The 18,474-nt window shown below is 57.4% G+C and carries 15 protein-coding genes; 8 read left to right on the forward strand and 7 right to left on the reverse strand.

What is annotated here, in order from left to right; translation table 11 throughout:
• Window positions 1-129: 129 nt before the first annotated feature.
• Window positions 130-834: an XRE family transcriptional regulator gene (locus tag IEX74_RS18930; protein WP_188815600.1), complete on the forward strand. Its 705-nt coding sequence runs from the start codon at window positions 130-132 to the stop codon at window positions 832-834.
• On the forward strand, window positions 834-2,069 hold the full coding sequence (locus IEX74_RS18935) for a tyrosine-type recombinase/integrase (protein ID WP_188815601.1): 1,236 nt from the start codon (window positions 834-836) through the stop codon (window positions 2,067-2,069). Before IEX74_RS18930 ends, IEX74_RS18935 begins: the two co-directional genes overlap by 1 nt.
• Before the next feature lie 664 nt (window positions 2,070-2,733).
• Here the strand turns inward: IEX74_RS18935 and IEX74_RS18940 are convergent.
• The 4 genes from IEX74_RS18940 to IEX74_RS18955 all read right to left on the reverse strand — a co-directional run bounded on the left by IEX74_RS18940 (window position 2,734) and on the right by IEX74_RS18955 (window position 5,504).
• Window positions 2,734-3,435: a RibD family protein gene (locus IEX74_RS18940; RefSeq protein ID WP_188815602.1), complete on the reverse strand. Its 702-nt coding sequence runs from the start codon at window positions 3,433-3,435 to the stop codon at window positions 2,734-2,736.
• A 34-nt stretch (window positions 3,436-3,469) separates the two neighbouring features.
• Window positions 3,470-4,450, reverse strand: a complete 981-nt coding sequence (locus IEX74_RS18945) for a helix-turn-helix domain-containing protein (RefSeq protein WP_229755373.1) — start codon at window positions 4,448-4,450, stop codon at window positions 3,470-3,472.
• Between the two features lie 37 nt (window positions 4,451-4,487).
• Window positions 4,488-4,895, reverse strand: a complete 408-nt coding sequence (locus tag IEX74_RS18950; RefSeq protein WP_188815603.1) for a cupin domain-containing protein — start codon at window positions 4,893-4,895, stop codon at window positions 4,488-4,490.
• A gap of 186 nt (window positions 4,896-5,081) precedes the next feature.
• Window positions 5,082-5,504, reverse strand: coding sequence for a response regulator (locus IEX74_RS18955; protein WP_188815604.1), 423 nt, complete (start codon window positions 5,502-5,504; stop codon window positions 5,082-5,084).
• Between the two features lie 199 nt (window positions 5,505-5,703).
• Between IEX74_RS18955 and IEX74_RS18960 the strand changes: the two genes are divergently transcribed.
• Window positions 5,704-8,607, forward strand: coding sequence for a PAS domain-containing sensor histidine kinase (locus IEX74_RS18960; RefSeq protein ID WP_188815605.1), 2,904 nt, complete (start codon window positions 5,704-5,706; stop codon window positions 8,605-8,607).
• Between the two features lie 11 nt (window positions 8,608-8,618).
• Here IEX74_RS18960 and IEX74_RS18965 read toward each other — a convergent pair whose 3' ends face one another.
• Both IEX74_RS18965 and IEX74_RS18970 read right to left on the reverse strand, forming a co-directional pair.
• The gene (locus IEX74_RS18965; protein ID WP_188815606.1) at window positions 8,619-10,547 is read right to left on the reverse strand and encodes a T9SS type B sorting domain-containing protein; all 1,929 of its coding nucleotides are present in this window, start codon (window positions 10,545-10,547) and stop codon (window positions 8,619-8,621) included.
• Between the two features lie 149 nt (window positions 10,548-10,696).
• The gene (locus IEX74_RS18970) at window positions 10,697-10,870 is read right to left on the reverse strand and encodes a hypothetical protein (protein ID WP_188815607.1); all 174 of its coding nucleotides are present in this window, start codon (window positions 10,868-10,870) and stop codon (window positions 10,697-10,699) included.
• Window positions 10,871-11,484: 614 nt separating this feature from the next.
• On the opposite strand from IEX74_RS18970, the gene IEX74_RS18975 reads away from it, so the two are divergent.
• Window positions 11,485-11,697, forward strand: a complete 213-nt coding sequence (locus IEX74_RS18975) for a hypothetical protein (protein WP_188815608.1) — start codon at window positions 11,485-11,487, stop codon at window positions 11,695-11,697.
• 47 nt (window positions 11,698-11,744) lie between these two features.
• Here IEX74_RS18975 and IEX74_RS18980 read toward each other — a convergent pair whose 3' ends face one another.
• The gene (locus IEX74_RS18980) at window positions 11,745-14,174 is read right to left on the reverse strand and encodes a mechanosensitive ion channel family protein (RefSeq protein WP_188815609.1); all 2,430 of its coding nucleotides are present in this window, start codon (window positions 14,172-14,174) and stop codon (window positions 11,745-11,747) included.
• A gap of 264 nt (window positions 14,175-14,438) precedes the next feature.
• Here IEX74_RS18980 and IEX74_RS18985 point away from each other — a divergent pair, with 264 nt between their 5' ends.
• From IEX74_RS18985 to IEX74_RS19000, 4 genes are all read left to right on the forward strand, one after another.
• Entirely contained in the window at window positions 14,439-15,356 is a 918-nt protein-coding gene (locus tag IEX74_RS18985; RefSeq protein WP_188815610.1) for a pirin family protein, read from the forward strand.
• 294 nt (window positions 15,357-15,650) lie between these two features.
• A complete protein-coding gene (locus IEX74_RS18990) occupies window positions 15,651-16,019 on the forward strand; it encodes a hypothetical protein (protein ID WP_188815611.1) in 369 nt (122 codons plus the stop codon).
• Between the two features lie 20 nt (window positions 16,020-16,039).
• Window positions 16,040-17,656 carry an FAD-binding protein gene (locus IEX74_RS18995; protein WP_188815612.1) on the forward strand — a complete coding sequence of 539 codons (1,617 nt, stop codon included), beginning with the start codon at window positions 16,040-16,042 and terminating at the stop codon, window positions 17,654-17,656.
• Window positions 17,657-17,899: 243 nt separating this feature from the next.
• Window positions 17,900-18,466: a biliverdin-producing heme oxygenase gene (locus IEX74_RS19000; protein ID WP_188815613.1), complete on the forward strand. Its 567-nt coding sequence runs from the start codon at window positions 17,900-17,902 to the stop codon at window positions 18,464-18,466.
• Window positions 18,467-18,474: the final 8 nt, after the last annotated feature.

The following is an 18,474-nucleotide window of genomic DNA, read 5'->3' on the forward strand; positions in this document are numbered from 1 at the left end:
GACATTTCAAAAGTAGTTAGCTATACTAACTATATCAAGTGAAAGACTAAAAAAAGTTAGTAATACCGAAATATTCTTTACAAAAGGATAGTATTGCTAAACTAAATACTACAAACACTCACTTTTGACATGGACATTAAGGCACTCCGTAAGAAGAAAAAACTAACACAGGAGCAGTTGGCAACCCAAATAGGGGTTACTAGGTCGGCTATTTCACAGTTCGAAAGTGGAATTAGTAAGCCTTCTTACGAGACGTTAGTAGCACTGTCGAAAGCCTTGGGCGCCGACTTACTAAACCCGCAGAATAATAATACAGAAGAATATACAGAAAGTGCAATTGTGCCCGAAAAGGCACATGATTTGTTGCCGGGTGCTAGAATATTGCAGATTAGTAAGGGCGTTGAACTTCGCTATGTTCCGGCGTTGCCCTGGCGGGCAAGGGCAACGTTTGCGGAAACATGGGGCGACGATTCTGCGAACTATGAGCAGCCAACTACTATACCCGTTATCAACGTGCCAAACACCAAAGAATACGAAAACTGCTTTGCTATAGAAATTGATGGAGATAGCATGCAGCCTCAACTACAGTCCGGAATGTGGGTGCTTGTAGTGCCTATAAGCGAGGCGGATTGGGAGTATATGCCCGCGGGCATTTATGCTGTCCTTTATGGCAATCATTTTACAGTAAAGCGCATTATTGACAACACCCTACGCACTAAGCGCGAGATCGTGCTACACTCTGATAATCCAACAGGCGGCACAATGGCTGTCGAGCGGGTTAAGATTCGCGCCGTGTGGCGCGTTAAGAAGATTATTGATGCAGAAGTGGTGTAATGGGCACAGCTACTTTCAAAATCGTTATTGCGGCCAAATCAGATAGCGACGGGTTTTGGGACGTGCGCTTACGCATCACGAAGGATCGTGTTAAGCGCTTCATGAACATAGGCATACCCATTGACCGCAGGCATTGGAATGAGAAGGCCACCGAGCGCCTGGCTAATTGGGTGCGCCCTGGCAACCATGAAGCCGCACAGCACAACGAAAAGTGCCAGGGTTTACTAGCCCGCGGCCGGGCCTTGGCTAAAGCAAAGCCACTGCTTACTGTAGACGAGCTAAAGGCACGTATGCTCTTGCCAGTGGAAGCGGCTGATCCAGATGCACCTAAAGAGCCCGACTTACTAGACTTCTTTAAGGAGCAAGTAGCCCAGGACGAACGACACTATAACCCAACGACAGTCGACAACCGGCGCACCATGGTTGAAAACCTTAGCCAGTTCACCAAGGGCACGTTGTCGCCAACGGCACTAACCTTGGTCATGGTGAAGGATTTTGACGCATGGCTAAAGAAGACCTTCGACAACGGCCCAGGCACCCGCAACAAGAAAATAAAGGTGCTGAAACTGTATTGTCTCAGAGCTATACGAACGGGTATGCTGAGCGCTAACCCGGTGGAAGGTTTCGAGCTGGCCACTGAGCGCCCAAAGCGCGTGTGGCTAACTGAAGAAGAATTTGCAGCTGTAGAAGCTGTGCAGCTTCCTGAGAAAGCCGACCTAGCCCGCAAGGTGTTTCTTGCCCAATACTACCTGCATGGCAGTAGAGTAGGAGTGGTGCTGCGCCTGAAATGGAAGGACCGGCATAATGGGCGTATCACGTTCATTCCAGATAAAGACGGGGACGCTAAGAGCGTGAAGGAAACAGCTAAGCTTACGGTGCTGCTAGATTCGCTCCTGCCTGCATCGGGCAAGCCTAACCCTAACAGCTACATCTTTCCCTACCTGACAGCAGCCTACGAAAAGCGCGAGGGCCGGCTACAGAAAAAGGAAATGAAAGATGCTACCTCGCGAGTAAACCGACGCTTGTTGGCCGTTGCTGAGAAGGCCGGACTAAAACCCTTTTCTACTCACGTTGCCCGTCGTACCTTAGCGACGTTGGCAGACCGGAAGCTAAAAGGTGACATTGGCGCTGTGGGCAGCATGCTAGGTCACAAGAGCCGACGCACTACGGAAATTTACCTAGCCAGTATGCGACCAGAAGATATAGACGTTTCGGCTGATTCCGTGTACGAATAAGGGCTAGGTATCACACAGGTATCACATTTGGTGAACAGCCCCTAACATATACTGTTCATTCCTCGTCGACAACACAGCTGCAACACTGAACAGGAAGTGTTCACTAGGCATTGTTCAATTGTAGACGTCCCCTACGGACTACTCACCTTGTTCACAACGCCTTGTAAACCCAAAGTTTACAAGGCGTTTTTGTTTTTCATCAAAGCTAGGTTGAGGTTAAACCAGGTGCTGGCATACAAAAGGGCGAAGCCACTCTGGCTTCGCCCTTTTGCGTTGTATCCTGTGATGTTATTTACAAGAAATATAGGTCGATGACGAACCTCGCCTTTAACCATGTGCGCGTAGGCCGCGGTAATTTTTGAGCTGGTGCAGGTCGGAGTGGCACACCCCATAGAAAAGAATGTCGATCTGCACGTCGTGCGGGCCGATGTCGCGCCGTTTGAAGGCCTAGTGGGCTAAATCTGTGGTCGGGCTTTGAGCCGCGTAGGCTTTGGTGGGAATCATGAGCGTTTTTATGGAGTTGATCATGGGTGTTGTTGTACACGCACAAAAATATCTGCCTGCTACCCGCGTGTTTCCACTGCTTTTAAACCAGAATACGTGCTTTTCAAGTAGCACCTCTTCCGTCTCCTAGGTTCCCGGGGCACGGAGGTACCGATCTTTTTTAAGACCACTGGAAGCGGTACTTCAGCCACACTACATCATCTTCCAGTTGCTGTACTTGCTTGAGCTCCAGTTGTGTAGCCGGCGTCTTGCGCAAGTACTCACTTACTTCGAAGGTGGTCGGCGACTTGGGGGTGCCGTCGGCAATGGGTAGCAACAGCAAGCTTAGCTCGTCGATGAGCCCGGCGTTCAGGAGGGAGCCGTTCAGGTGGCCGCCGCCTTCCAGCATCAGTGTCTCAATGGGAAACAGTGCGGCCAGCTGCTGTAAAGCCGAGGCAAAATCCAGCTCCTCTTTGCCGGCAAATACGTACGAAATGCCCTTGCGCTGCAGGTAGTACAGGTACTCGTCGCTGACCTGCTCCGTCAATACCTCAATGATATGGTCGCCGCCCGTCTCGTTGTTTTCCCAACCTAGCTTGCCGTGGGCATCGGCTGCTATGGCGAAGGAAGTCGCGTCTTTATCGCCGATGAATGGCTCGCGCGCAATTGGGTGCGGGGCCGCTTGCAGCTCGGGTTGTACGCCGCCCGAAAAGTCTTTTTCCATTGTCACACGTCCGCACATCCACGCTTGGCTGGTAAACGTCTGGTGGTATTTCTCAAACACCCCGCCGTAGGTGCGGAGCAGCTCGTCGGTCCAGCTGGTAGTAAGAATTCTGCCGTCCACTGAAGACATCATGTGGCAGATGACGTAGGGCTTTTTCATAAACTGATAATGTTCAATCGAGTGAGGGCACCGCTCACGCGGCCTTGCGGAAGGCCAGTGGGCTGATGCCGGTGTGTTTCTTGAAGAAGTTAGCGAAGTAGTTGGCGTACCCGAAACCTAGGTTGTAGGCAATGTCAGCCACGCTCCAGTCGGTGTGTTGCAGCAGCACTTTGGCTTCGCCGATAACCCGCTCCGCAATGTGGGTGGTGGTGGGCTTGCCGGTCACTTCCTTCACCGAGCGGTTCAGATGATTGACGTGCACGGAGAGCCGGTCGGCAAACTCCTGCGCGTGCTTGAGGATGGGCTCCCGCAGCAGCGAGGTAATGGGAAACTGTACATCTAACAAGGTCAAGAACAGGTTGGTAATGCGCTCGGCGGCGTTGGTTGGCGGCCCCGAATACGCGTGAGCCGGCTGCATCTGAGCCGCTTCATGAATGATCGTCGAGAGCTGGTTGCGCAGTAGGTCGTACTTGTGCGGGTAGTCGGTGTCAAGGTCGCGGCGCATACGCACAAACACCTCGGTTAGGTAGCGCCGCTGCTCATCGGAGAGGAAGTACACGGGGTTGCCGTCCACTTTGTAGAGCACCGGGTCTTTCAGGCCCACGCCCCGCATAGCCGAGTGCAGAAAGTCTTCGGTGAAGCCACAGATGTAGCCCTGCTGCTCGCCGGAGCCCTCCACAACCTCCCAGGCATAGGGCACCAATCGGTTGGTAAACACCAGCGCTGGCTTGTCTACGGCGTAGCTGCGCGTGGCGTAGTGCAGCTCATTGGCGCCTTCCAACACCAGCACTACCTTGAAATGGTCCCGTCGGCTGAAGCTCCCCATCACGCGCCTAGCTTCTTCCATGGTCACAACGCCGATAGCGCCATCAAGTCGGACAGGAGCCAGGTGGGAAGCGGTAGACGGGGCAATGAGGCGGGATTCGGTCATGGGAATAGTCGACGCCTGTTGGAGCAGGCGCAGTGCATAATAACCCCGAATAACTGCGTATGGTTGAAAACTCGTCGTCGCCATAAGCCTGAATGAACAAGTATGACGCAGCGCTCAACCTTTATTTATAGCTATTGTACTCCTGGTTGGTAATCGGGCGCTCCCAGTTCACGATGCCTTTTTCCGTGTTGATGTTGAGCGCAATATGCGTCAGGGCCTGCTTGGGTGAAGCGCCGTGCCAGTGTTCCACGCCGGGCTGCGCCTTCACCACTTCGCCTTTGCGCAGCAGCCGGATGGGCTGGCCTTTCTCCTGGTAGTAGCCCACTCTGTTGGTGACCATCAGAATCTGCCCGGCCGGGTGCAAATGCCAGTTGTTGCGCGCTCCGGGCTCGAAGGTCACGTCGCCAATGGTGCAGTCAGTAAGATTCACGCCGGCCAGCATGGTGACCCACGCTGTGTCGGTAAAGTATTCCGCCTGTCCACCCTTCGTGCCGGCCGATGTCTGTGGGGTGTTGGTGGGAGTGCTCATGCGGTCAGATATAGTATGCAGGGCCAAAAAGCGCGAAGATCGATAAGGCAAAGGTCTGGGGAACACGCACCTATATAGGTAAAGTATTCAAACAGCTTCTGATAAAAATTAAGCAGGATCGTGTTGCAAGTCCACAGTAGCTAGCGGCAAGAACTAAGTGAGGACATAATCCTCTGGTTGCAGAGCTCAGCGCATCGGTTCGGACGGCGGAAAGTGCTCTTGCAGGAGGGCCTGAATCTTCTCCTGAGTCAGGGGTTTCGTCAGGGTGCCGGCAATGGGCAGTTGCCGGGCGCGCTCTAGGTCGCGCGGATTCACGGAGGTAGTGAGCAGCACAATAACAATGGCCCGTTGCTGCGGTAAGGGCAGATGCTGGTAAGCCTCCAGAAACTCCAGCCCATTCATGACGGGCATATTGAGATCAAGCAAAATCAGCGCAGGGCAACTGGTACTCACCGGCGTACACACTTGGGTTAGAGTGGCTAGCGCCTCACGCCCATTGGTGGCTACCAACAGGTGCTCGGCAACTTGTAGGCGCGTGAGCAGGAGTTTATTCAGGTAATTGGTGGTCGCATCATCATCGACCAACAGCACACTCGGAAGCTTGAACATGAAGAAAGGGAGGAAAGCATGATCCTAGGTAGCGCTAATAAACGGGAAAATATACGCGGAAGATGTTTCCCTTATCCGGCCAGGTGCTTCGATGCTACTGGTTGTGGCTTTCTGCCATCCTCCAGATAAGTTGGCGAAATTGAGCAGGTTGCTGTGATTCTTGTACCTTCCCGTACGACTTTCCTACCTAGCTTTCTGTATGTCTGCTGCCGTAGTCCCGCTCACCGATTTATTTGCTCCTGCCGACTGGCTTACCTTACTGGATGTATCGCTTACGGGCATTCACCTGGTGCGCCCCGTCTACGTCCAGGCCGGCGCCGACATCGTGGACTTCGCGGTTGAATACCTCAACCCGGCCGCCCAGCGTATGATGAGCTTCGCCGAGCAGCCGGGTGGTACCTTGCTTACGCACTTCCCCCACGCGGTGGCGTCGGGTATTTTTACCTACTACCGGCGCGTATTTGAGAGCGGCGAGACGCTCACCTACCAGGCTCACTACCAGACCGACGGGCTTGATAACTACTTTGAGTTCTGCGCCCGGCGTAGCGGCGAGCACCTGATTGTGAGCATTAACGACACCGCTAATCAGCCCCGCGGCGCTATTAAGCAGAATCTGGGCGGCAGCCGGATGCACAAGCCGCAGGTGCTAGCCGAAGCCGAGCAGCAGCGGGCAGCGCTGCAGCGTATTTTTGCCCAGGCACCCGTAGCTATGGGCCTGCTGCGCGGCCCGAACTTGGTTGTAGAGTGGGCCAATGCCCGCATGGGCCAGATCTGGGGGCGGCCGCTGGAGCAGGTCCTGGGTCATCCGTACTTCGAAGCCCTGCCGGACTTCGCGGGGCAGGGCTTTGAGGAAGTATTGGCGGCCGTGTTGGCTACGGGTCAGTCGTACGAGCAGCAGGAGCAGCCGGTGGACATTACCCAGGCGCAGCAGCGCTATCGGAGCTATTTAAACATTACCTATCTTCCTGATTATGATGCGCAGGGCCAGTGCACAGGCATTCTGATTTACGCCAACGATGTGACCGAGCAGGTGCGCGCCCACCGGCAAATACAGCAGCTCAATCAGGAGCTGGAAACCCGGGTCGAGGAGCGTACGCAAGCCGCGCTGGCCTTGCAGGCCGATGCGCGCGCCGTTGTCCGGCAGCGGGTGGCCGAGCGCGAAGCCTTCTACCAGGTATTTGAGTCTATCCCAGCCGCCGTGTCGCTGCTGCGCGGCCTGCGTCACCGGTTCGAGTACATCAACCCGGTCTATCAGCAGGTGTTTGCCGGCCGGCTTCTGCTTGGGCTCGACTTTGCCCAGGCCCTGCCCGACGCCGAAGAGCAAGGCTACCTAGCTTTGCTCGATCGTGTGTACCAAACCGGCGAAACGTTCTTCGGGGCAGAGCTGCCTTTTGTCTCCGTTCGGCCGGACAGGCCGCCCCAGACGCTCTACTTCAACTTTACCTACCAGGCTATCTGGGAGAATGGGCAGGTAGTGGGCATCTCTAGCTTTGCCTTTGATGTAACTGAACAGGTGCGCGCCCGCCAACAGGCCGAGGCCCTACAAGCCCAGATGCTCGCCGAACGCGAAGCGCAGCAGCGGCAGCTACAGGCGGTATTTGCGCAGGCGCCTGTCGCTATGGGCCTTTATCAGGGAGAACAGCACTGCGTGGTTATGGCTAATAACCTCCTCTGCGCCATGTGGGGCTGCGCGCCGGAGCAGGTGCTGGGCCGGTCGCTGCTGGAGGGGGTGCCCGCCCTGCAAGGTCAGGGCTTTACGGAGCTGATAGATGAGGTGGCCCGAACGAGAGTGCCATTTGTGGGCACGGAAGTACCTGTGCGTCAGGATAGACAGGAGAAAATCCACTACTACAACTTCATTTACCAACCTCTCTACGATGACGCCGGGGCCTTGTTAGGTGTCCTGGACATAGCCACGGATGTGACTGCTCTGGTGCAAGCCCGCCGTATGGTTGAGGAACGGGAAGAATCCTTCCGCTTGATGGCCGACCATGCCCCGGCCATGCTCTGGGTGACGAACCCCGATGGACAGTGTACCTATCTGAACCAACCCTGGTATGACTACACCGGCCAGACCGAGGCCGAAGCCTTAGGCCTAGGGTGGACCGGAGCCGTGCACCCGGAGGATGCTCCAGGAGCCGGCGCCACGTTCCTGGATGCTAATACCCGGCGCGAACCCTTTCACTGTCTTTACCGGCTGCGTCGGCACGATGGTGTGTACCGCTGGACCCTCGATTCAGGCTTGCCCCGCTTTATGACCGATGGGACTTACGCGGGCATTGTGGGCACGGTCATCGATGTGCACGAGCAAAAGCTAGCCGAGCTGGCCCGCCGGCGCCTGACCAGGAAGTTGCGTAAGGCCCGCGACGAAGCCCAGGCCCGGAACGTCGAGTTGAGCACGGCCGTCGAACAGCTGCAGCGCACGAACGCGGACTTGGATAACTTCATCTATACCGCCTCGCATGATCTGAAACAGCCGATTGTCAACATTGAGGGGCTGCTGCTGGCCTTGCAGCACGAGCTGCCTGCCACAAGCCTGGTCGGGGAGGTGCAGACCCTGCTGACGTTCATGCAGGATGCCATTGAGCGGTTTGGGCGCACCATCGGCCACCTCACTGACATCTCGCGTTTGCAAAAGGAACACAACCACCCCGTAGTGGACGTGAACCTAGCTAGGGTAGTAGGCGAAGTGGTGCTGGACCTGACACCGCTCATCGTCGAGACGGGTGCCCGCGTAGCCATTGAAGTGCCCAAGGCCGTCGTCCTGGCTTTTGCGGAGAAAAACCTGCGGAGCGTTTTATACAATCTGCTTAGCAATGCCCTGAAGTACCGCCACCCCGAGCGGGTGCCGCAGGTGCGCATCATGTATCAGGCGCAGGAAGCGTACCACGTGCTGGCCGTGCACGACAACGGCCTAGGTATGGACCTGACGCAGGGGCAGGAAAAGCTGTTCGCGATGTTCCAGCGCTTGCATACGCACGTAGAAGGCTCGGGCATCGGGCTGTATATGGTCAAGAAAATGGTCGAGAATGTCAGGGGCCGCATTGAGGTGCAGAGTCAGCTAAACCAGGGCTCGACCTTCTTGGTGTACTTTCCGCGCTAAGAAGCACTTGATCAGGGTAATACTGTGAGCGTGCCTTTGTACTTGCGGCCGTCGGTGTAGGTAATCAGGTAGTAATACACGCCGGAAGTGCCGCTGCCCGACCAGCGGAACGTGCGCTCCGGGGAATGATACACCTCGTTGCCCCAGCGCGAGAAGATCCTGATGCCGGCATAACGCACGTCGCAGAAGTCGGCAGGTAGGTCGGGGAGGGTGAACACGTCGTTGAGGCCATCACCGTTGGGCGTGATGACGTTGGGAGGCAGGAAGCTCAGCGAGTCGGTGACGGGCACCACCTCAAACTGCACCGTACGGCTATAGGGCAGCTTCTCGCAGGTGGTCGTTTCCTGGAGCTGAAAAACCACCGTGAGCATTTTCGACTCCTGCATGGCGTCGCAGGTGGCTTGCCACTGAAAGAGGCCATCGGCGCGGGCGTTGCCGTTCCGGGCGGTAAAGGTCATGCCCATCGCACCTAGGTCAAAACCCTGGCCCTGGGCGCTGAGTACCAGTGCATTTCGGTCGGCATCGGTGCCCGTGAGCGTGCCGGTGTACGTGCTGCCCAGCGGCACCCGAATAGGAGCAGGCGCGCCGTTCGTGCTGCTGACAGCTGGGAAGCTAGTGGTCAGGATGGCGGGCTCGTTCGGGAGCGGCTCGGCCATGAACGCCAGCCGGACCGTATCGCGCCGGGGCAGGCTGCACCCGTTGTCGGCCACCACCAGATCGAGCAGGTACACCTTCTTTTTCGTGTCGAAGCACTCGGGAAAGCAGAGCATGGCCGTGAGGGTATCGGGTGCGCCGGGAGCCCGCACGGTGCCGCTGGTAGCGGTGGTAAAGCTAGGTCCGGCGGCCGCGGAGCCGGTGAAGTTGACCGGCACCGCCGAAACCGTCAGCCGCGAGTTCGGGTCCAGGTCGGTGTAGCGCAGGCGCACGCAGTGGTTGGTGCCCGGTTTGATCTTCAGCGTGTCGCGGCCCGGATTGTAGGCCCGCGGACTGGCGGCGGTGAAGAGCTGCAAGCCAGGCGTCGTATTCTGGGGGCAGTTGAGCACGTAAAGCTGAAAGTCGCGGCGCGTTTCGCCGATCTTTGTGCCGTTACGATACTCCGAGCAGCGCACGCCAAACACAAACAGCCCGAGCTGGCTCGGGCGCACGGTAAGGCGGCCCGTGCGCGCATCGATACCTAGGGTCGGGTTGCCCGGAATCTGATTCCGGGCCGAAAGTCCGGGTGTCCAGGTGATGGTGCTATAGGTCGCGGCCAGTGGCTGCGGGCCGGGGTTTGCGCTGGTCGAATGGCCGTTCAAGGGCGTCACCATGTCGTACACCAGCGAGTCGCCGTCGGCATCCTGCCCGCCGAAGTCGTAGTAAAACAGCTCGCCCCGGCAGGCATAATCCCCGAGGGGCGGGAAAATGCGCGGCGTAGAATCCACGAAAGGCCGGCCGTTGCGCACCACCGGCGGAAACTCCAGGTAAAACGTCTGACCGGCCCCGGCGGGGTTCACAATGTTGCCAATGATATTGTTGCGGCAGCAGCGCTCCACGGCCACGTAGTAGCCGATTGTGCTGGAGAACATGGCGGCCGGCAGGACAATGTCGGCGCTGTACACAATCTTGCGTGTGACCAGGCTGGCCACGGTGCAGGCCGGATTGGTGTACTGCACGGGCGTCCGGCTCACGCGCTGGAGCGTCACATAGTTACCGATGCGGCCGTTGCTGGCTTTGTCAAAAATGCCGGCCAGCAGCGAAGGGTCTTCCGCGTCGGGGTTGCCGTTCACGACGTCGAAGTACAGATTCAGGAGCAGCGTGTAGTTGCTGCCCGACTTGTGTTGCAGCTCCAGCTCGCCGCCCACAATATGGGTAGCACGCGCCGCTGGTCCGCTGAGGATAAACAGCAGAAAGACAAGCCAAAGCGAGCAAAATGAAAACGCTTTTCCAGACAACTTCACCATAACTAGCAGAACGGCAATGTGCCGCCTGCATAGTTACTGAATTAACCAGTAATTCCCGACTGGCAGCGCCACCCGGCAATCAGTTAACCTAGGTAGAGGTAAACGCGGTTACTGTGTTGTTCAGGATTTGAGCCCTGAAGGCGCCGGCGCTAGTGGTTGGCGAGTGAGCCTAGGGTAAGGCCTGAAACGGCCTGTACCATCTTCTTATCGGCTTTGGGCGGCAGCTTCTCCTGCATCAGCAAGATTACTTGCGGGTATGATTTTTCCTCCGGATAGCGCAGCGGGTCGCACCATTCCGATAAACTCATCAACATGTACTCCATCTTAATCAAGTAGTTGTGTGTGCATAGCAAACAAGTAAGCATCACAAAGCTACAAGCGGCAGTGGGCGGACGCCTACGTAGTTGCCGCTGATTAGGTTGCGGCTTTTTGGTATTCTGATGTTGTTTTCCGGCTAATGCACAAGCATCTTTCTATGGTGCAACAGGCCGTGCGCTGTTAGCCTTACCGGTTCTGGATTTAAGCTTCGCTCTTCCAAGTACTTACCCATTGTGTAGCCACAGCTCTAGAAACAGGCATAGCAGAAGCAGCAGCAGCACCCACAGGGCCCGACGCTGGGGAGCCAGCCGGAAGAATCGCCATTGGAGTCCTATCATCGGCCGCAAAGTACAGGACTGTGGTTTGCGTAACAAGCTGAACAAAAGCCAAATATCAACTCCTCAACTATTTAGCTTAAAGAGGAACTTAGGTGCTTTACCCTGGGAGAGCGGCGCCGTCAGGCGGCAGGGCTAAGCTGATAAGTGGAAAGTGCAGTTCTCAGCGAAACCGCGTTTATTTTTTCATATCATCAACAAAGAATCAAATTTGTTGCAAGTATTGACATAATAAAAAGTAATATCCTGCTTAGATTAGTAGAACTATCATACAAGCAAGCAGGATGAGATTCACGCATAACTCCCCTTTGGGTGGCACCATCGAGCGCATCACCCGCGTCGACGCAATTGTACTACCTTATCTGAAGCCCGTGCACAGCGAAATGGCCCACCATATTCTCATTATCCACGCCGATCCGCAGATGGAAACGCGCTACGAGGGGCGGGCATTGGTAGCTGTTTATCAGTATCAGTTTCCGGGTATTTTTCCTAACTGATTGTAAAATGCCTAGGTTGAATCTGCCAGCAGACACCAGCCCGGTACCTAGGTCAGGCTGATGCCTTCCTGCATGAAGCGGCGGTGAATGCTGGCCAACAGCTCGCTTTTCAGCACCTGCTCCTGCCGGATGTTGTTGATCCAGAACAGCACTTTCAGCTCGTACACCTGCCCGTTGATGCTGTTGAGCAGGATTTCGGGGGCTACTTTGTGCAGGGTGTTGGGGTTGTCGAGGATTTCTTTGCTGATCAGCTCCTTGGCGCGGTCCAGGTCGGTATCTGGACCTAGCTTTAGGCCTAGCTCGACGCGGATGTGGTTGTTGCTCAGCGTCCAGTTGATGACGTGACCCGAGAGTAAGTCGCCGTTGGGCACGATGATTTCGGAGCCGGACAGGGAAATCAGCTTGCTGGCCCGGATGCCGATGTCTTTCACGCGGCCGGTTTTACCGGTTACCTCGATGAAATCGCCCACCTGGAAAGGGCGCTCGAAAATCAGGATAATGCCCGATACGAGGTTGTTGATGATGTTTTGCAGCCCCAGGCCGACGCCCACACCCAACGCACCGACCACAATCGTAATCTTATCCAGGGGCAACCCCGAGGCCATCGTGGCAAACAGGAAGCCCACGGCCAGTAGCACCAGCCGGATGGCTACCAGCCACGAGCCACGGCGGTCGGGGTCGGTGTTGAACTCGTCATCGGTATCGCCAAAAAAGTAGCCTACGTAGCGCTGCAACAGCACCGAGATGTAGATGATAGCGAAGAACAATACGATGTTGGCGATGCTGAACGTGATGCTGCCGAGGTGGTGCGGGGTGGTCAGCAGCTGGTCGAGGAAGAAGTAGAGGGGCCGGAAGATGTTCAGGTTGGAGGTGAACGTCATCAGCCACAGCGCGCACACCACCACCGACAGTACCATGCGCAGGCCCTGCTCAATTTTCTGGAAGTTGAAGCGCGCCGCCGCACCACCCGCCAGGCGGCTGCGCTGCATTTGGAGGTGAAACGCTTCGGTAAGCAGCCGCACGAACGCCGACAGCGAAATGATGTGCGTCAGGCCTAGGATGCCGCTGCTGCTGAATACTTTAGCCAGGCTCAGCCGCCCCGTCAGGTTGCAGAGCGCGGCCAGGGCGTTCAGGAGGATGAACAGCACAACAACCGGCGGCACAAAGGCGGCTAACCTAGGTCCGCGCTGTAGCTCGCGCCGGAACCCGATACCCAGCCCGATGGCTAACACGTTGAGCAGCAGCATGGCCCAGCGCAGGCCGGGACCAGGCTCGTTGGTGGCGTAGGTGAACGTCAGCCCCAAGAATAAGCCCACGATACCCAGCCAATACATAAACTGACGCCGCGGCCAGCTGCGGCCCAGCAGCACGCTCAGCGAAATAAGTAATAATAGCTCCAGCAGGTCGGTGTAAGCGGCCGGCGGAGTCAGGTCGAAGAACGGGGCAAGGCTGAACACCACCACCAGCGTGCCGGCAACGGGCACCGGCCGCAGGTAGCGAAACGGCTGCTTCTCGAAGGCCGTAGCGTCGTTTACCTGGCGGAAGTTGCGGAAAACCCACGCGAAAAAGCCAGCCCCGATCAGGAGCATCCAAACGCCGAAATACCAGTTCTGGCCGAAGTAGTAGCGCAGCAGGCGGCGCTGGCTGGTGTACGACTCCCGCACAAGCTGCCCGGCCGCCGCCTGGCGGTCGGCATCGACGGCGGTAGCGCGCCATAAAGGTTCGTTGGCGGGCTCGAACGTGCGCCGATTGAAGCGCCGCATCTGCTCGCGCACCTCGTCCTGTAGCTCCAGCGCCTGAATGTAGCAATCCGATACGCGGGTTTGTAACTGGGTCACGGTCCGCTGGTTACGTGTCAGGAGTAAGGTGGCGCGGTGCTGTTTGCGTTGCAGGCGGGCCGTCGTGCGACCTAGGGCTGTGGTGGTGTCGGGCTGCCGGGTAATGGCGTGCCGACCCAATGAATCGAGCTGGGCCTGCATGCGCGTGAGCTGCTTGCCTTGCGTAGCCAGCGCCGTGCGCCAGGTGCCGAGCTGCCCCTGCATATCGGTGAGCAGCACCTGAAACAGGTGTACCTGCTTGAGGTTGATGACGCTGCTGTACTGAGTCAGGTTTTGCCGGATGGTTTTCAGGTTGGCTTCCACGTTGGGCAGCTCCTCGGCCAGGTCTTCGGTATCAACCCCGCGCCGCACGGCCCCGCTGATGCGACCTAGCTCCAGGTACGCCTGCTCCACGCGCTGGGCCGCGTCCTGCTCCACGGCCGGCGCGGCCAGTGTGGCGCTAACGGTCGTGACTTTCGCCGAATCCTGCGCCAGGACACGCAGCGGGCTGCACAGCCAGAGTAGCAGGAGTAGTGTTCCTAAGCTTCTAGCAGTTAGATTGTAATGAGAAGCGGCGCTGGGAATAAAAACAGGACCTAGGTTGCGGGCAGATTCAGGTTGAGCGGAGGTGACAAAGGGGAACGTGTTCGTGGAGTGCATCAGCGGGTGAGCGTGTAAGGAGCTGCTAAGCCAAAGGAAAACGGCGCTTTTTGTAAGTGGCGCCTGGAACAACAACCCGGCCATACCAAGGTATTCGGGGCGTGTGTAGCTCCGGTGAACAGTAGTTGGCAGGAGAAATTATTCCCGGCCAGCTCTGCGCAAACGCAGGTTCGGAGCAGCGTCAAAATTACTCATTAGAAATTGGGCGGGCCGTGCAAACCGCCCGTTCGTTCCGTAACTTCCCTCTGCACTATCCTTACTGCTATGCTGGATTTAATCATTGATGCCCGCCCCGCCGACCTAGGTAATGGCTTTGGCGTGCGGCGCATTCTGCCGTATCGGTTGAAGCGCATGCTAGGTCCGTTCATCTTCCTCGACCACGCCGGACCTGTCAACATTGCGCCCGAGCAGATGCCCGCCCTCGACGTGCTGCCGCATCCGCACATCGGCCTTTCCACCGTCAGCTACTTGTTTGGCGGGCAAGTCACGCACCGGGATAGTCTTGGCGTAGAGCAAATTATTCGGCCGGGCGAGGTGAACTGGATGACCGCCGGCAGCGGCATTGCCCACTCCGAGCGCTTTGAAGACCCAGCGGCCCTGGCCGGCGGCGCCCTTGAAATGGTGCAGAGCTGGGTGGCTCTGCCCGAAGCCGACGAAGAAAGCGCCCCTGACTTTACGAACTACCAACCCCACCAGCTGCCTGTTTTCACGGATTCCGGCGTGTGGATGCGGCTCATCGCCGGTGATGCTTTCGGCTTGCGGAACGACGTAAAAACCCATTCGCCGCTGTTTTACCTGCATGTGGTGTTACAGCCGGGCGCCCGGTTCGGGCTGCCGCGAGGCTACCCCGAGCGCGGTGCCTATGTGGCCAAAGGCAGCGTCGAAGTCAGCGGACGGGTGTACACGGCCGGACAGCTGCTTGTTTTCACGCGCGGTATCGATCCGGTGCTGGTGGCCCGCGAAGCTAGCACGCTGATGCTGCTGGGAGGGGAGCCGCTGGGCGAGCGGTTTATCTGGTGGAATTTTGTCTCGTCGCGTAAGGAGCGAATTGAGCAGGCAAAAGCCGACTGGCAAGCTGGCCGCATTGCGCTGCCACCCACCGACAACACCGAGTTCATCCCATTGCCCGCCGATCGTTCCCGGCCCGCATCTTCCGCGCCGCCACCCGAGCCTTTGTCGTGAAGCAATTGATGCAAGGAGAGCCGCCAGCCGAAAAACCTAGGTTGTCATTTCGACCAGCGGGAGAAATCTGGCGTGCTCCCGTTAGAACGTCATGCTGAGCTTGTCGAAGCATGACGTTCTATTTGGATGGAGTTTTACTCAGATAGGAATAATAAAGTCTACCCTGTAGACTGATTCAGGATTATTATAATTATATTACATATGATAATTATGCTAATGAACCTTCCAGCCTAAGTTACCGGAGTCAGGCTACGGATAGGCGTAAATAGCTGTTAACGAATAAGCTAGGTTTATATGAAAAGCTATACTCGTTTGCATTCCGGATGGGCTCTGCGCAGTAGCGGGTTGCTGTTAGTCATCAGCCTGGTTTCGGGCTGCATCACCAACCGGGTAACGACGATTCAGGATGATTGCGACACGCCGCCCGGTACCTCCCGCACCACAGAGGTGCGGACGGCCTACTTCTGGGGCTTCAAGCAGCCCACCGACTTCAAGCCGCCCTGTGATCCGCGCTTCAACCACCTCAACGGCGTCACGGTAAAAGCGACTTTTGGCTACTATTTGCTGGCTACCGTCACGCTGGGCATCGTCGTAAAGCAGCGCTTATCGTGGTGTTGCGCGCCCTTTCACCCGGAGCCCGGCGTCATTGGCGCGCCGCGCTAGTCTCCCTTTACCCTAGGTTTATGGCCCTCCCCGACGGAATTTTGGCCGCGCCGATGACGTCGGTCGCCAATAAGCACCAGAACTTCGAGCAGCCGGTCACGGCTGCCGCGTGCTTCAAGCTGCGCATCCCAATGGGGGTGCCGCTCGGGCAGGAAAGCTACCGCCAAACCACCGCCAATTTTCAATGGCTGATCAACTACGGCATCACCCGGAAGGTGCGGCTGCGGGCAATGGGCAGCAACTGGTCGTTTGCGAAAGTGGCCGTTACGGAAGGCGGCATTATTGATACGGCGGCCCTGCACCAATCCTTCGGGCTAGCCGAATCGATGGTGGCGCCGGCGTACCGGCAAAGAGGCGGCCGCGCTGATAACCTGTGGTTTACGGAATGCGGCAACAACATCATCAGCCTGGAGCGCGACCTGGAAAAACGAGGCAAGTCGCTGCGGGCCTCGGGAGCCAGCAACGGGCAAACGATTGCCGGAGCTAGCTCCACGGGCACGCACGGCGCCGGGTTTGTGGTCGGTGCCGTACACGATACCATCGTGGGCCTGCATCTGGTGTGCGGCCCCGACCGTCATGTCTGGCTCGAACGAGCGTCGTACCCCGTAGCTTCCGACCAGCTGACGGAGTGGCTGGGCGTGACCGAAGTACACCGCGATGATGCCTTGTTTAATGCCGCCGTTGTCAGCTTCGGCAGCTTTGGCTTTATTCACGGCTTGCTGCTGGAAGTGTCCGATAAGTTTCTGCTGGAAGACTACAGCGCCAGGCGCGTGGCCTACAACGGCAACCTAAAGCAGGCCATGACCCAACTTGATTTCGCGGGGCTGAAAACGGCGTTGCAGCTGCCCGCTTCCACGCCCACGCGCCAGCCCTGGCACTTTCAGCTCATCGTGAATCCGCACCAATTTGACACCACCACGGCCGACCCGGCGCGGGGCGCTTACGTGCGTATTCTCTACCACACCCCATACCGCCCCGACTACCCGCACCTGCCCCCGCCCAAGCCGGGTTTCACCTACGGCGACGACACCCTGGGCCTGATCCAGACGGTGCTCGACAAGCTAGGTCCGGCGGCGCCGCTGCTGGTGCCGGCTATGGTAAACAAGCTGTATCCCATGGCCTTAGATGATACCAACGGCGTAGCGGGTACGCTGAGCGAAACGTTCAGCAACACCAACATTCGGGGCAAAGCGGCCAGCATGGCCATCGGCATTGCGGCCGAAGATAGTCCGCGGGCACTGGAGGAAATTGTGGCCGCGAATGCCAGAACGCCTTTCCCCGGCGTGCTGGGGTTGCGCTACGTAAAAGGCACGGCCGCGACCCTAGGTTTTACCCGTTTTCCGGTGACGTGCGTGCTGGAACTGGATGGCATTGAAGCCAAGCTAACCAATGCCTTCTTTGAGCGTATCTGGCAGCGCCTCAATGACCTAGGTATTCCGTTTGCGCTGCACTGGGGCAAAATCAACTTCTACCTGAACGCGGCTCGTTTGCGGCAGATGTACGGCGACGCGGCCGTGGAGAGCTGGCTACAGGCCCGGCGCACCCTCCTGCTCGACGCCCCGACGCGGGAGGTCTTCACCAATGCATTTATGGAGCGTTGCGGCCTGGCAGATTCCGCACTTCCACCAAATAGCTGAAGACAAGTAAGAGCAGTATGGGGTATAGCTAGGTTACGATTGCCCCAATATCAGAGTGGACGAAAGATCCAGCAAAGATGGCTACTCTCTTGTAGTCAATGGGTTGTGTTGTGGGTGGTTCAGTAGCAAGATTGAATCAGGCCGGCGCATTAGGTGCTTGTCAGCGGCGTGCCGTAAATTCGTGTTTTCGCCGCTGTCAACACGGTTGCTGTACTTTCTTTTTTGACTCCGCTGCCCGTTTGCATGACTGCTCCTGCTAGCCCTCCTGAAATCCTTAAACGCCTGCGCACCGAAACCCGGCCTTATCATGATGCGCTGGAACAAAACAGCTTCAATCAGGAGTTGACGGCGGGAACCCTGACGTGGGAAGCCACCGAGCGGTTCCTGGCCAAGATGTACGGATTTCTCCAGCCTTATGAAGCGCAGCTCCGGCAGCACCTGTTTCCTGCCACTTGGGACGTGGCGCACCGCTACCGCGCCCACCTGATTCTGAGAGACTTGGATACTGACGCCGCCAGCCTGCCGCTTTGCCCCGCTATGCCGCCGCTGCACACCTGGCCCCAACTGCTGGGCGCCATGTACGTGGTAGAGGGCTCGACCCTGGGCGGGCAGGTTATCACCCGGCAATTAGCCAAAGCCGACATCTCACTGCGGAACTACTTCAATGGCTACGGCGCGCAGACCGGCCCCATGTGGAAGTCCTTCTGCCACTTGCTGAGTGAAGCTGCCTCCGAGACCAACCAGGACGAAATCGTGCAATCGGCCAGCCGCACGTTTCAACACTTAGAAGCCTGGCTCAATCAACCGTGAGTCCAACT

This window comes from Hymenobacter cavernae (genome assembly GCF_014641455.1).
Lineage (GTDB): Bacteria > Bacteroidota > Bacteroidia > Cytophagales > Hymenobacteraceae > Hymenobacter > Hymenobacter cavernae.